The sequence below is a fragment of the Georgenia sp. 311 genome, assembly GCF_006151955.1.
In the GTDB taxonomy this organism is placed as follows: Bacteria; Actinomycetota; Actinomycetes; order Actinomycetales; family Actinomycetaceae; genus Oceanitalea; species Oceanitalea wutianyii.
On the sequence record NZ_VDFS01000003.1, the window covers coordinates 17,546 to 31,212 of the forward strand.

Here is a 13,667-nt window from a genome sequence, read left to right on the forward strand (position 1 = left end):
ACGGGCGCCGGGTCCCAAAACTTGGGCTATGCACGCACTCCTGCACCCAAGCACGAGGGTTCGAAGCCGCACATCGTGCCTTCACCGACGCACTGGCCACCGCCCACCGCTTTGGACCTTGCTTGCTCAGTAAACCGCACTAAGCGGGCCAGACTCAGGCGACAATCCTCGCACCCTTGGTTCGATTGCACTTCCAGCAAAGCGTCTGAAGGTTCTCCGGAACGCTCAGCCCGCCCTTGGAGACAGGCACGATGTGGTCAACCTCAAGTAGCAGGTGCGGCTCAGCATAAATGGACACTCCACAGTTCAAGCAGGTGTAGTTGTCACGCTGCTTGATGTGACTGCGCAGTTTCGCCGTCATCAACGCACGCTGCCCAGCAGCAGACTTGACCCAGCGAATTTTGTCAACCAGCGTAGCGGACAGCGCCTCGAGGGTCGGGGTGTTGAGTACGATCCTCGTCGTCTGACCACTGTTTCCGCCAGCCGAGATGTACTGGAACTTATACTCCGGGTAGGGAACCTCGATCGGCGACAGTCGAACGCCCACCTGGTTCCAGAATTCGTCACGGTAATGCTTGAGAATAAATGCCGGCGGGTTGATCTTGGCGGTGATAGCGGCTTCGCGCGCCTTGACGTTGGCTACCGCCTCCTCGAGCCTAGCAATAGAGTCAGCAACATGCTGAACATCCGCGAGCGTCTTCTGATCCGCCTTGACGGAGAAGTACTTCATCAGGTACTTGATCGGGTCGGCACTAGCATTGCGCACCACCTGCAACGAGGCATTGTGCACATGCGGGGCGTACTCCGCGACATTGCGGTCGCGTCGATTGTTCCATGTCGACGTATTCTCGAACGACGCAAGATTCGCATACTGCCCCGTCAAGGACGAGCCGAGTTCAAACGAACCCCTGGCGCGGATCTCCCGAACATAACCGACAACCTCATTATGCTCTGAAACCACGGAAGCAATTTCAGATTTAAGGACCTGAAAGTGCTCGGACGCAAAGTACCGGTTCTTCCGAATGGAACGAACCACCGGATTGGCAACAAGGATGAGGACGATCGCGGCGAGCGTCTGTCCAAAACTGCCAGTTGCGGCGGGGACGACGACGATCGCACCAAGGAGCAGGAGGACGAGGATAGGTGCCGGCATGTTGGCTTTGCTCTTTCGGAGGTGGTGGTGGAGGTGCATGACGGACGTTACGCGGTGAGCGGCAAGGTGGTCCTCACTTTCAGAACGCAGCAACTAGTCGCTCCAACCGGAAGGCTGCGGATGCCCATCGCCTCCGGCGCGCATCGAGACCGACGCTCCAGCCTGTGCACAATCGCCATCGGCCGGGACCTCACGATGATGAGAGGTCCCGGCCGGCACGGCCTCAGCGCTTGAGGTTGACGAGCTCCTGGAGCAGCTCGTCGGACGTCGTGATGACGCGCGAGCCGGCCTGGAAGCCACGCTGGGCGACGATGAGGTTGGTGAACTCCTGGGAGAGGTCGACGTTGGACATCTCCAGGGCCCCGCCGGTGAGGTCACCGCGGCCACCCTGTCCGGCCACGCCCACCTGCGGGTCGCCGGAGTTGACCGAGGCGCGGAGCATCGAGCCGCCGGCCTTCTCCAGGCCGCCGGAGTTGGCGAAGGTGCTGACGGCGACCTGGCCGACGGCGCGCTTGAGGCCGTTGGAGAAGGAGCCGATGAGGGTGCCGTCGGAGGCCATCGCGAAGGACTGGAGGACACCGGCCCCCTGGCCGTCCTGCCCGGAGGCCTCGACGGTGGTGAGGGCGGCGAACCCGGTGAGGGCGCCGAGGTCGAGGGTCACGGCGGATCCGCCGACGGTCACCGGGGGCAGCGTGACGTTCTGCAGGCTGCCGTTGGCGTTGAAGGTGACGGTCCCGGTCCCGAGCTGGGTGCCGCTGCGGTCGGCGACGCTCACGGCCCAGGTCGCCGAGGGCGAGGAGGCCTGGAGGGTGAAGCTCACGTCCACCGGGGTGGGCGTGCCGTCGGCCGAGTAGACCTCGATGCTGCGCAGCAGCGTGGTCGCCTCGACCGGCGGGGTCGCGGTCGGGTCGGCGACCTTGGCGTCGGCCGGCAGGTTCCCGCCGAAGGTCACGGTGCTCGTCGCGCGCGCGCCCATCGTCGTCGTCACCGGCAGGGACAGCGGGCTGAGCGGCCCGTTGGCGTTGACGACGCCGTTGGCGTCCGCGGCCCAGCCCATGACGCGCGCCCCGGAGGCGGTGACGAGCTGTCCGGTGGCGTCCAGGGAGAAGGCGCCGTTGCGGGTGTAGAGCTGCTCGCCGCCACCGCCGTTGACGACGAAGAAGCCGTCGCCGTCGATCATCATGTCGAGGCTACGACCGGTCTGCTGGGCGGCGCCGGGCGTGAAGTCGGTGCTGATGCCGGCGACGCGCACGCCGAGCCCGACCTGCGCGGGGTTGGTGCCGCCGTTCTGGCCCTGGGGCGCGCCGGGCGCCTGGATCATCTGCGACAGCGTGTCCTCGAACTGGGTCCGGGAGGACTTGAAGCCGGTGGTGTTGGCGTTGGCGATGTTGTTGCCGGTGACGTCGAGCATCGTCTGGTGGGAGCGGAGGCTCGAGATGCCGGAGAAGAGAGAGCGCAGCATGGTGTCGTGTCCTTCGGGTCAGGCGACGGGGGCGGTGGGGGCGGGCGCGGCAGGCGTCGCCGGACCCAGGGTGGCGAGCAGGTTCATCGGGACGACGACGTCCCCGACGACGGCGCCGGGGGGCGCGGTGGTGAAGTCGACGGCGCTGACGACGCCGGTGACGGCCTCGCCGTCCGCGTCGACGTAGCTGACCTCCCGGCCCACCAGCTGGACGGCGGACGTCCGCATCTGGAGGTGGAAGGCGTCCTGGGACAGCGAGGTGAGCTCGGTGAGCTGCTCCATCGTGGACAGCTGGGTGGTCTGCGCCATGAGCTCGCTGGTCGACATCGGCTCGGAGGGGTCCTGGTAGCGCAGCGAGGTGACGAGCAGCTTGAGGAAGTCGTCCTTGCCCAGCGAGTTGGGGGCCGGTGCGGGCTGCGCCTGGCTCAGCGGCGAGGTGCCGTAGCCCCCGGCGACGGTGCTGATGGTCATGGTCGTGCTCCTTAGGCGAGGAGGTCCAGGCGGCCGGGGTGCACCGGCGTCGCGGGGGTGAGGGTGGTCGGCGCGGCGGCTGCCGGCCGGCCCGTGGGGCGGCGGTCGCCCGGTGCGTGCTCGGGGCGCTCGTGCCCGCCGTCCTCGGCCGCGAGGTCGAGGTCGGCGTGCAGACCGGTCGCGGCGAGGTCGCGGCGCAGCTCGGCCAGGGCACCGCGCAGGGCGTCGCGGGCGGCGTCGGTGACGCCGAAGAGCTCGATGCGCACGCCGTCGGCGGCGATGTGCGCGGTGACCCGGACCGGACCGAGGTCCTCCGGGTCGACGCGGACGTGGAGGACGTGGGTGCCCTCGGGCGCCGTGCGCAGCCGGGCCAGGGCGCCGGTGAGCTGGGTGCTCACCGGCTGCGGTGCGGGCGGGGCGGAGGCGGGTGCGGGCGCGGCGGCCGGCTCGGTGCGCGCGGCGGCCTCGGTGCGCAGGGACGGGACGTCGGCGCGCACGACGGTCTCGACCGGAGCCGTGGGCGGCCCGGGTCGCTCGGCCACCACCGGCACGCCCACCTCGGGCGCCTCGGCGACAGTCGGCGCACCTGCGACGGGCGTGAGGGTCGGGGCGGCGGCGGGCTGCGTGGCGGCGGGCCGGGCGTCCGACGCGGTCGGCGCGCCGGTGTCCGCGGCCGGGTCCGCGGGGACCTGGCCGGGCGCCGGCGCCGCGACCGGCGTCGCGCTCGTGACGCCGGCCGTGGCGGATGCGCCGGCCGTGGTGGATGCGCCGGCCGTGGTGGATGCGGTCGGGACGGTCGGGCCCGTGGCCGGCTGCTCCCCCTGCGGGGCGGGCGTGGCCGTGGGCGGGTCGCCCTCCGGGAGCGCCCCGACCTGCGGGACGCCGGTGGGTGCGGTCGCGGGCACCTGGCCCGGGACGGTGGCGGCGGCCCCGGCCTGGGGCGCGACATCAGGCACGGCCTCGTCGACCGGCACGGGAGGCGCGATCACCTCCGGGGCGGTGGGCGTCGCGAGGGCCGGGACCAGCGCGGCGCCGCCGAAGGAGGGCAGGTACGGCGCGGTCGCACCGCTCTCCTGCCCGGTCCCGGCGGAGTCGTCCTGCGCCGGCTCCTCACCGGCGGGGGCCGCCGAGTCCTGCGGCGTCTCGCCGGCGGCTGCGGCGAGGGTCGCCGCGAAGGCGTCCCCGGAGCCGCCGCTGCTCGCGGCGGGGCGTCCGGGCGCCGGGCCGGCCGGCGCGGGGGCGGCGGGCATGACGAGGGTCATCAGGCACCTGCCGGGAGGACGCGGCGGATGGTGGTCGGCGTCGTCGTCAGCTCGGCGAGCTTGACCTGCTCACCGGGGTAGGGGGCGTGGATCCACTTGTTGTCGCCCGCGTAGATGCCGATGTGGCCGCCACCGCGGGTGACGACGAGGTCACCGGGCAGGGCCTGGGCGAGGGAGGGGACCTCGGTGCCGATCCGCATCTGGTCGCGCGCCACGCGCGGCACGTCGACGCCGATGTCCTTCATCGCGAGCTGGACGAGCCCGGAGCAGTCCAGGCCGCCCTCGGAGAGGGTCTCCCCGCCCCACACGTACGGCACGCCGAGGTACTTGCTCGCCGACTCCACGAGCGCGGCGCCGGTGCCCGCCGCCGGGGACTGGGCGGTGCCCGCGCCCGGAGCGCCGGTGAGACCCGCGAGCGGGCTCGCGAGCGCTCCCGCCCCGGTCTGGAGGCCGAGCACGGAGGCGAGGGAGTCTCCCACGCCGGGCGTGGCCGGTGTCGCCCCACCGAGACCCGGTTGAGCGGTGGCCAGCGCGGTGGCGAGCGCACCGCCGAAGTCCGCACCGCGCTGCGTGGCCGCGGCCGCGGCCGCGGGCGGCTCGGTGACGGCGGTGAGAGCCGACTGGATCTCGGCCATCCGGCTCTGCACGGCCGCGATGCTCATCGTCGGCCCCGGGCGCGCTGGCTGGCGACCTCGTCGAGCACGAGCTGCTCGGCGTGGTTCTCGGCGGTCTGCTCGGCGCGCCAATGACGCTCGGCGAGCTTGTCGATGGTCGTGCTGCGCCGGCGCGCGGCGGACCACTGGCCCTGGGCGACGAGCTCGTCGGACTGGGCGAGCTCGGCCGCGGTGGCGGCCTCGAACGCCGAGGCGCTGGCCGCGACGCGGGCTGCGACGGCCGCCTGCCAGTGCATGACGTCGGCCTCGGCGGGCAGCGCGAGGTCCTCCAGCGCGGAGTAGGCCTGGGAGGAGCGGCGGTCGGCGGAGCGGCGGAACTCGCGCCGGCGGAGGAGCTCGGCCGCGGCCTGGTCCTCCTCCATCTGGCGCACGCGCGCCACGTTCTGCAGCCGGAACGGCCTCATGACGACACTCTCATTCCCGCGACGAGCGCGTTCAGGTGTGCCCAGGACTGCTCGGCGCCGACCACGTCGGCGACGTCCTGGCGGAGGAAGGCGTCGATCGCGCCCGCGTGCGTGACGGCGGCGTCGACCTGGGGGTTGGACCCGGCCACGTAGGCGCCGACGTCGATGAGGTCCTGCGCCTGCCGGCGGGCGGCGAGGATCGAGCGCAGCGTGGTGGCCGCGGCCCGCTGCTCGGCGCTCGTCACCCGGGAGGCGACGCGGGAGATCGAGGCGATCGGGTCGACGCTCGGGAAGTGGCCCGTGACGGCGAGCTTTCGGTCGAGCACGACGTGCCCGTCGAGGATGGAGCGCGCGGCGTCGGCGATGGGCTCGTTGTGGTCGTCACCGTCGACGAGGACGGTGTAGATGCCGGTGACCGAGCCGGTCGCCCCGGTGCCCGCGCGCTCGAGGAGCTGGGCGAGCATGGAGAACGTCGACGGCGGGTAGCCGCGGGTGGCCGGGGGCTCCCCGACCGACAGCCCGATCTCACGCTGGGCCATCGCCGCGCGGGTGAGGGAGTCCATCATGAGGACGACGTCGGTCCCCTGGTCGCGGAAGTACTCCGCGATGCGGGTGGCGGTGAAGGCGGCGCGCAGGCGCACGACGGGCGGCTCGTCGGACGTCGCGACGACGACGACGGAGCGCGCCAGGCCCTCGGGACCGAGGTCGTCCTCGAGGAACTCGCGGACCTCACGGCCGCGCTCCCCCACGAGCCCGATGACGTTGACGGTGGCGTCGGTGCCGCGCGCGATCATCGACAGCAGCGAGGACTTGCCGACGCCGGAGCCGGCGAACAGGCCGAGGCGCTGGCCCCGGCCCGCGGTGACGAGCGTGTCGAGCACACGCACGCCCAGGGCGAGCGGCTGGTCCACGCGTGCGCGGTCCAGCGCGGAGGGCGCCTGGGCGGTGACGGGCACGGCCTCGCTCACCCCGAGGGGGCCCTTGCCGTCCATCGGCCGGCCGAGCCCGTCGAGGACGCGGCCGAGCAGGCCGGGACCGACGCCGATGAGCAGCGGGTGCCCGGTGGAGCGTGCGGGGGCGCCGATCCGCAGGCCGTCGACGGGGCCGAGCGGCATGCAGCGGCTGGAGTCGCGCCCGAGCCCGACGACCTCGGCACCCACGGTCCGGCCGCCGGAGTCGATCTCGACGAGGTCGCCGACGGCGAGCGGCAGACCGGTCACCTCGACGGTGAGGCCGACGACCGAGCGCACGACCCCGACCCGTTGGGGCCGGGCGGCCGAAAGTGCCTGGTCCCAGCGGCCCGTCGGGCGGGGGGTGGCGAGGTGGACGCTCATGCGTCCACCCCGAGGGCGGCGCGGACCCGTTCGACGGCGGTCGCGATGCGCGCGTCGAGGTACCCCTCCTCGAGCTCGCTCACCGCGTCCCCGGGCTCCAGCGTGGCGTCGGCGACGAGCACGACGCCGGCCGGCGGCTGGAGGTCACCCGGCAGGGTGGCGAGGGACGCGTCGAGGACGGCGAGGTCGGCCGGGTGCAGGCGGATGCGCACGATCCCGTCGTCGCACACGGACAGCGCGCGCCGCAGGGCGGCCTGGGCGGAGGCGTCACCGTCGCGGAGCTCGGCCCCGAGGAGGGCCTCGGCGAGCACGAGTGTGGCCCTCGTGAGTCCGTCCTGGGCCTCGCGCAGGGGCGGGACGACCCGTTGGCGGGCGGCGGTGGCCGCCCGGGCGAGGGTGGCCAGCGCCTCCTGGGCAGCGGCCGCGGCCTGCTGCGCCTGCGCGGCGACCTCCGCGGCCACCTGCCGGCGCTGCTCCTCGGCCTCGCGGGCCGCGGTGCGGGTCCCTGCGGACCACCCGGCGGTGTAGCCGCTGGAGTACCCCGCGGCGACCGAGGCAGCCTCGGGCCGGATGACGTGGAGCGGGGTGAAGACCGAGCGTGCGGTGTCAGGAGACATACTCGTCCTCCCCCTCGCGGCGCACGACGATCTGGCCCGACTCCTCGAGCGCACGGATCGTCTTGACGATGGCGCCGCGGGCGTCGTGGACCTCCGAGATGCGCACCGCCCCGCTGATCTCCATCTCCTCGAGGAGGTTCTCGCGGGCACGCTCGGAGAGGTTGCGGGTGATCTTGTCGGTGACGTCCGCGGACGCTCCCTTGAGGGCGAGCGCCAGGCTGGGGCCCTCGGTCTGGCGCAGGACGAGCTGGACGGCGCGGTCGTCGAGGTGGACGACGTCCTCGAAGGTGAACATGAGGCTGCGGACCTGGTCGGCCAGGGCCTCGTCGCGGGCGCCGAGCTCCTCGAGGATCTGCTTCTCGGTGTTCGGGTCGGCCCGGTTGAGGATGTCGACGAGCGGCTGGATGCCGCCCACGGTGGCCCCGCTCTCCCCCGCGGTGAGCAGGTGGCCGGCGCGGCGCTGGAGCGCGTCGGCGACGATCCCGACGGCGTCCGGGTTGGCCTGCTCCATGGTCGCGATCCGCATCGCGACGTCGGCGCGGTCGGCCGGCGGGAGGCCGGCCATGATCGCCGAGGCGCGGTCGGGGCGCAGGTGGGCGAGGACGACCGCCATCGTCTGCGGGTGCTCCCCGTTGATGAGGCTGAGCACCTGGCGGGGCTCGGCCTGCTGGAGGAAGTCGAAGGGCTGTCCCGCGAGGAGCGTGGCGAGGCGACCCATGACGAGGCTCGCCCGCTCGGTGCCCAGGGCGTCCTCGAGCAGCCGCTGGGCGTACTCGAGCCCTCCGTGGCCGGCGACGGGCACCCCTCCGTTGGCCTCCTCGTAGAACTCGACGAGGACCGCGTCGGCGACGTCGTTCGGGATCGTCTCCATGCGGGCGATCTCGGCGGAGATGTCCTCCACCTCGTTCTCGTCGAGCAGTGCCAGGACCTTGGTGGCGCGCTCGTGCCCGAGCTGGAGCAGCACGACGGCCGCCTTCTGGGAGCTGGTGAGCTTCATGACTTGACCGCCATCCACTGACGGAGCCGGTCGGCCACGGCCGCCGGGTCCTCGTCGGCCATCGCGACGACGCCGAGGCGGGCCGTCTCCTTCGCGTCGGGCTCGATGGCTCGCAGCTCGGGCACCCCGTCGAGCAGGGTCGTGTCGCCCGGCTCGAGGGCGACGGGCTCGGGCAGGTGCTCGAGCTGGAGCTCGCCGAGGTCGATCTCCTCGCGGCGGTCGCGGCGCAGCCGGCGACGGATGGCAAGGAGCACGACGAGGACGATGAGGGCGACGACGGCCCAGCGGAGCAGCTGGTCGCGCTGGGTTGCCGCGGCCGCGGCAGCCTCGGCCTCGGCCTGCGCCGCGAGCGCCTGCTGCGCGGCGTCGGCGGTGGTCGTGTCGAAGGCCATCTGCGCGACGGCGACCTGGTCGCCGCGCTCGAGGTCGATGCCCGCGGCCACCGCGACGATGTCCTCGAGCTCCTCGGTCGTCACTCCTGCGGCAGCCGCGGAGTCGACGACGACGGAGACCGACTGCCGCACGACGCCGCCGGGGACGACGGTCGTCTGCTCGGTGACCTTGTTGACGGCGTTGTTCGACGTCTGGTCCTGGCGCGTGTAGGAACCGGCGTCACCGCCGTTGGGCACGGCGATGTTGTCCGGGCCGAGGACGCCGCCGACCGCCTGGCCGCCTCCCTCGTACTCCTCGGTCGAGGTGGTCTCCGACAGCGGCGGGGTCCCCTCGGCGGGGGTGAAGACCTCGCTCGTGCGCTGGGTCGAGTCACGGCCGAGCTCGGCGGTGACCGAGACGACGGCGTTGCCGGCACCGAGCACGCGGCCGAGCATCATCTCGACCTGTCCGCCGATGCGCTGCTCGTACTCGCTCGCGCCGTCGGGGCCGCCACCGCCGGGAGAGGTGGTGAGGACCTCGCCCTGGGAGTCGACGACGGAGACGTTGAGCGGGTCCATCCCGGCGACCGCCGAGGAGATGAGGTTGACGACCGCCTGGACGGAGCCCGACTCGATCGTCCTGCCGGTCTCCGCCTGGATGAAGACGGAGGCGGTGGGCTCGGCGGAGGTCTCGTTGAACACGCTCTCCTCGGGCAGGGCGAGGTGCACGGTGGCGGCGGCGACGCCGTCGAGCGCCCGGACGGTCTTGGCGAGCTCGCCCTCGAGGGCGCGCTGGTAGCTCACCTGCTGCTGGAAGTCCGAGCTGGTCATGCCCATGTCGTCCAGGAGGCTGTAACCGCCCTCCTCGGTGGGCAGGCCCTCGGCGGCGAGCGCGATGCGCTGCTCGTAGACCGACTCGGCGGGCACGAGGATCGTGCCGCCGCCGTCGGTGATCTCGTAGGCGACGCCCGCGGCGGTGAGCTGGTCGACGACGGCGGAGGCGTCGCTGCCGGCCAGGCCGGTGAACAGCGGGCTCATGGTCGGCCGGTTCGCCCAGGACACCGCGAGGACGATGCCGAGGACGAGGGCCGCGATCCCGATGAGGGCGAGGGTCTTCTGCGGGAGGCTGAACTCCGCCACCCGCTGCCTCAGGCGCGTGAAGGCGCCGGTGACCACGGCGGGCATCAGGCCTGCATCCGCATGATCTCGTTGAACGCGTCGACGGCCTTGTTGCGCAGGGCGACGGTGAGCTCGAGCGCGACGGCCGCCTCGGTCGCGGCGATCGTGTAGTCGTGGATGTCCTCGAGGTCACCGGTGACGGCCTTGAGGGCGAGCTCGGAGGAGGTCGCCTGCTTGGCGCTGACGCCGTCGACGGCGGAGGCGAGCACGGCGCCGAACGCGCCGCCGTCACCGCCCGTCGCACCGCCGGCCTCGAGGCCGTCGAGGTAGCCGGCCGGGGCGACGGACGTGACGGTGGAGATGGCGGGGACCGACATCAGTTCCTCCCGATCTGAAGTGCGGACTGGTAGCTCTCACGGGCGCGGTCCACGACGGCCGCACTGGCCTGGTAGCCGCGCTGCGCCATGATCAGCTGGGTCATCTGGCTGGCCATGTCGACGTCGGGGTAGCGCACGTACCCCTCCTCGTCGGCCAGCGGGTGGGTGGGCTCGTGCACGAGGCGCCCCTCGGCGTCACCGAGCTCGATGCCAGCGACCTGCACGCCGGCGGGCTCGCCGTAGTCCATGGAGGTGGCCACGACGTAGCGCGCCTGGAAGGCGGCGCCGTCGGTGGAGGTCGCGTTGTTCGCGTTGGCGAGGTTGTCGCTCACGGCGTCGAGCCACTTGCGGTGGACGGTGAGGCCGGTCGAGGCGATGCCGATGGCGTCGAAGGTGCCCATCAGGAGCTCCTGATCGCGGTGCGGACGGCGCTGAAGCCACCGTCGACGGAACGGACCGCCACCTGGTAGCGCAGGTTGGCGTCGATGTTGGCCAGCGTCTCGGTGTCGAGGTTGACGTTGTTGCCGTTCTCGCGGGTGGGCTCGAGGGACCGCTGCACCTGCGGCGCGATGCTCGCGTCACCGCCGGTGCGCACCGCCTTGGCGAGGGCGTCCTCGAACTGGACGCGGCCGGCGAGGAAGCCCGGGGTGTTGACGTTGGCGATGTTGTCGGCGATGACACGCTGGCGCAGCGAGAGCGCGTCGAGCGCGCTCTTCATCGCCACGGAGGTCACGGAATCGAGCACAGCGGGCTTTACCCCTCAGTTCACCTGGGCAGAACGGCCGATCCGTGGCCTCACTGGCGAGCGATCCATGCTCAACCTGTCCTGATCGGCAGCTCCGCGCGTGCCGTGAGGGGTTGATGGGGAGTTCTCCCCATTGCGGGTTCCGCGCGGTCGTGGCTGACTTGTCCTGCAAACCCCCGGCCGCCGACAGCTGGCAGCGCCCATCGCCCCGGGCCCCCAGCTGTCGGCGCCAAAAAGCCCCAGCCCCACCCTCGCTCCCGCGACAGCCGACTTCCGCGCGAGAGCCGACTTCCGCGCGACAGCCGACTTGCGCGCGACAGCCGACTTCCGCGCGACAGCCGACTTCCGCGCGACAGCGGAGTTCCGCGCCGCCGACGGCGCAGCGCAGCGCAGGCTCAGCGCAGCGCAGGCTCAGCCGGCGGCGTCGAGGTAGACCGGGCGGCGCGGGCCGCCGGCCTTGAGCGTCTCGGTCAGGCGCGCCTGGCGACGGCTGAGGACGAGCGCCTCGCTGAGCCGGCGGGCGACGTCGGCCTGCCGGTCGAGGAGCAGCTCGGCGCGCGCACGCAACGGCTCGGGCAGCGGCCCGAGGCCGGCGGGCGGCTCCCAGCGGGAGGCAGCCAGGGGGACGTGGTCCTCCGCGAGCATCCTCTCGATCTCGGCGACGTCGAGCTCGAGCTCCGTGAGGGCGGCCTCCCACTCCCGGCGGAAGGTGTCGGGCGTGGTGTCCTCGTCCATCAGCCGACGGCCGTGCTGGTCGTGACGCCGGTGCCCGGCATCGCGGCGGCCTGGTGCCAGGCGTCGCGCAGCGGCTGGACGAGCGCGCGGCAGGCAGCGACCCTGTCCGCGTCGTGCGTGACGTTGGCGCTGACGAGCTCGCCGTAGAGAAAGTTGTAGAGGTCCAGCAGGCGCGGCCCGCCGTCCCACACGGTGGGGTCCAGGCTGCACCGCAGCTCGTGGATGATCTCCTGCGCGTGGCCGAGCTGCTCGTTGGCGGCGGGCTTGTCACCCGCCTCGAGGGCCGCGACGGCGCGGTCGAGGTCGAGCAGCAGCCGGTCGTAGAGCATCGTGAGCAGCTGCGCCGGGGACGCCGTGGCGAGGGACTCGCGACGGAACTTGGCGAGCAGTGCGGTCTGGTTCATCTCGTGCTCCTCCTACTGCTGGCTGCTCGCGGTGAGGCCGGCGATCTGGTTGGTCAACCAGCTCTGCGTGGACTGCAGCTGCGAGAGCCGGACCTCCATCGCACTGAACTGCGCGACGAGCTGGGCGCGCCGGGCGTCCAGTCGCTGGTCCCACTTGGCCACCTGGCTGCCGAGGTCCTTGACCACCGACTCCTGGGAGGTGATCTTGCGGGTGATGGTGCCCTCGGCCGAGCTCGACGCGCGCTCGGCCACCTCGGCCACCCTGCCGGCGATGGCCTGGATCATCGCCGTGGCGCCCTCGGGGTCCTCGGTCAGCGCCTTGGTGAAGGCGGCCTTGTCCAGGCTGATCGCGCCGTAGCGGTCCAGGCTGATGCCGACGCTCGACGGCGACCTCCCGTCGACGGGACGGGTGACGGCGGACTGGATGTCGCTCGTGAGGAACCGGATGGCGGAGTCCCCGGAGAAGACGCCACCGCTGACGACGGTGTTGCCGGCGGCGTCGGTGGACGTCGTCGTGCGGGTGCGGGAGGCGATCTCCGACAGGACGATCGACACGTTGCCGACGAGCTCGTCGGCGAGCGCGACCTGCGCGGCCGGGTCGGTGGCGACGGTGACGCGCACCGGGTCCGCGCTCACGGTCGAGACGGTGAGGTCGACGCCGTCGAGGAGTCCGTCGAAGGTGTTGGTCGTGCTCGTGAGGCGGTGGCTGCCACCGGCCGAGGGCCACAGGGTGACCTCGGCGTCGCCGGCCTGCGCGAGGGTCGTCGCCGCGACGTCCTGGCCGCCGGCGGTGAGCGAGAACGCGCCGCCGGAGCCCGTGGCGCCGGTGAGCTGGAGGCCGTAGACGGCGTTGCCGTCCCCGTCGGTGCCGGTGCGGAGCTTCGTCGCGCTCACGCCGGTCGTGCCGCGGGCGTCGTTGATCGCCACGACGACGTCGTCGATGTGCGGGCTCGACGGCGCGACCTCGTGGTCGGTGCCGCCGACGGTGATCGTGAACGGGCCGGTGAGGGCCGCGGGATCGACGAGGGAGACCTGCCCGCTGGCGAGCCGGTCGACCCGGAGCTCGACGACGCCCGGCTTGGCGTTCGGGGCCGCGCTGACCGTGACGGCGTCGGAGGAGGAGGACGCCTTGGTCACCGCCCACGACGCGGGCGCGGCCACCTTCTCACCGGCGGTGGCGAGGGAGGCGACCCTGCTGTTGAGGGCCTGCAGCGCGGTCACGATGCTCGAGGCCACCGAGGACTTCTGCTTGAGCAGGACCTGCTGGTTGCGCTGGATCGCGACGAGTCCGTCGATGATCGCGCCGGTGTCCAGGCCGCTGGCCATGCCGTCGATGCCGATGGTCATCGCGATGTCCTCCAGGTCGGTTCGGGGTGGTCCCCGGCCGGTGGCCCGCCCGCTCGAGGTCGGGCCACCGGTCGGATTCCAGGGGTGCTACCAGGGGGTGCCTGGTGGCGGTCAGCGCAGCAGCGAGAGGATCGACTGCGGCATCTGGTTGGCCTGGGCCAGCATCGCGGTGCCGGCCTGCTGGAGGATGTTCGA

17 protein-coding genes are annotated in these 13,667 nt (G+C 72.5%); all 17 read right to left on the minus strand.

Features of this window, described 5'->3' with window-relative positions; all coding sequences use genetic code 11:
• Window positions 1-154 precede the first annotated feature (154 nt).
• Entirely contained in the window at window positions 155-1,153 is a 999-nt protein-coding gene (locus tag FHE66_RS00385) for an HNH endonuclease (protein WP_139071034.1), read from the minus strand.
• Window positions 1,154-1,376: 223 nt separating this feature from the next.
• Window positions 1,377-2,615, minus strand: coding sequence for a flagellar hook protein FlgE (locus tag FHE66_RS00390; protein ID WP_139071018.1), 1,239 nt, complete (start codon window positions 2,613-2,615; stop codon window positions 1,377-1,379).
• Window positions 2,616-2,633: 18 nt separating this feature from the next.
• Window positions 2,634-3,086, minus strand: coding sequence for a flagellar hook capping FlgD N-terminal domain-containing protein (locus FHE66_RS00395; RefSeq protein WP_139071019.1), 453 nt, complete (start codon window positions 3,084-3,086; stop codon window positions 2,634-2,636).
• An 11-nt stretch (window positions 3,087-3,097) separates the two neighbouring features.
• Window positions 3,098-4,348 (minus strand): flagellar hook-length control protein FliK, encoded by a 1,251-nt coding sequence (locus tag FHE66_RS00400; RefSeq protein WP_139071020.1) that lies wholly within the window; start codon window positions 4,346-4,348, stop codon window positions 3,098-3,100.
• Complete coding sequence (locus FHE66_RS00405; RefSeq protein ID WP_255303552.1) at window positions 4,348-5,010, minus strand: C40 family peptidase; 663 nt, start codon at window positions 5,008-5,010, stop codon at window positions 4,348-4,350. The genes FHE66_RS00400 and FHE66_RS00405 overlap by 1 nt, the downstream gene beginning before the upstream one ends.
• Window positions 5,007-5,426, minus strand: coding sequence for a flagellar FliJ family protein (locus FHE66_RS00410; RefSeq protein WP_139071021.1), 420 nt, complete (start codon window positions 5,424-5,426; stop codon window positions 5,007-5,009). The genes FHE66_RS00405 and FHE66_RS00410 overlap by 4 nt, the downstream gene beginning before the upstream one ends.
• Window positions 5,423-6,760: a FliI/YscN family ATPase gene (locus FHE66_RS00415; RefSeq protein WP_139071022.1), complete on the minus strand. Its 1,338-nt coding sequence runs from the start codon at window positions 6,758-6,760 to the stop codon at window positions 5,423-5,425. Before FHE66_RS00415 ends, FHE66_RS00410 begins: the two co-directional genes overlap by 4 nt.
• Window positions 6,757-7,377: a FliH/SctL family protein gene (locus FHE66_RS00420; RefSeq protein ID WP_139071023.1), complete on the minus strand. Its 621-nt coding sequence runs from the start codon at window positions 7,375-7,377 to the stop codon at window positions 6,757-6,759. The genes FHE66_RS00415 and FHE66_RS00420 overlap by 4 nt, the downstream gene beginning before the upstream one ends.
• Window positions 7,367-8,374 carry a flagellar motor switch protein FliG gene (gene fliG / locus FHE66_RS00425; protein WP_139071024.1) on the minus strand — a complete coding sequence of 336 codons (1,008 nt, stop codon included), beginning with the start codon at window positions 8,372-8,374 and terminating at the stop codon, window positions 7,367-7,369. Before fliG ends, FHE66_RS00420 begins: the two co-directional genes overlap by 11 nt.
• Entirely contained in the window at window positions 8,371-9,930 is a 1,560-nt protein-coding gene (gene fliF, locus FHE66_RS00430) for a flagellar basal-body MS-ring/collar protein FliF (RefSeq protein ID WP_139071025.1), read from the minus strand. The genes fliG and fliF overlap by 4 nt, the downstream gene beginning before the upstream one ends.
• Window positions 9,930-10,241 (minus strand): flagellar hook-basal body complex protein FliE, encoded by a 312-nt coding sequence (gene fliE / locus FHE66_RS00435; RefSeq protein ID WP_139071026.1) that lies wholly within the window; start codon window positions 10,239-10,241, stop codon window positions 9,930-9,932. Before fliE ends, fliF begins: the two co-directional genes overlap by 1 nt.
• On the minus strand, window positions 10,241-10,642 hold the full coding sequence (gene flgC, locus FHE66_RS00440) for a flagellar basal body rod protein FlgC (RefSeq protein ID WP_139071027.1): 402 nt from the start codon (window positions 10,640-10,642) through the stop codon (window positions 10,241-10,243). Before flgC ends, fliE begins: the two co-directional genes overlap by 1 nt.
• Window positions 10,642-10,986, minus strand: a complete 345-nt coding sequence (locus FHE66_RS00445; protein WP_139071028.1) for a flagellar basal body protein — start codon at window positions 10,984-10,986, stop codon at window positions 10,642-10,644. Before FHE66_RS00445 ends, flgC begins: the two co-directional genes overlap by 1 nt.
• A gap of 411 nt (window positions 10,987-11,397) precedes the next feature.
• The gene (locus FHE66_RS00450; RefSeq protein ID WP_139071029.1) at window positions 11,398-11,721 is read right to left on the minus strand and encodes a hypothetical protein; all 324 of its coding nucleotides are present in this window, start codon (window positions 11,719-11,721) and stop codon (window positions 11,398-11,400) included.
• A complete protein-coding gene (fliS, locus tag FHE66_RS00455; protein WP_139071030.1) occupies window positions 11,721-12,125 on the minus strand; it encodes a flagellar export chaperone FliS in 405 nt (134 codons plus the stop codon). The genes FHE66_RS00450 and fliS overlap by 1 nt, the downstream gene beginning before the upstream one ends.
• A gap of 12 nt (window positions 12,126-12,137) precedes the next feature.
• The gene (gene fliD / locus FHE66_RS00460; protein ID WP_139071031.1) at window positions 12,138-13,472 is read right to left on the minus strand and encodes a flagellar filament capping protein FliD; all 1,335 of its coding nucleotides are present in this window, start codon (window positions 13,470-13,472) and stop codon (window positions 12,138-12,140) included.
• 111 nt (window positions 13,473-13,583) lie between these two features.
• A partial coding sequence (locus FHE66_RS00465; protein ID WP_139071036.1) for a flagellin occupies window positions 13,584-13,667 on the minus strand: 84 nt, incomplete at its 5' end.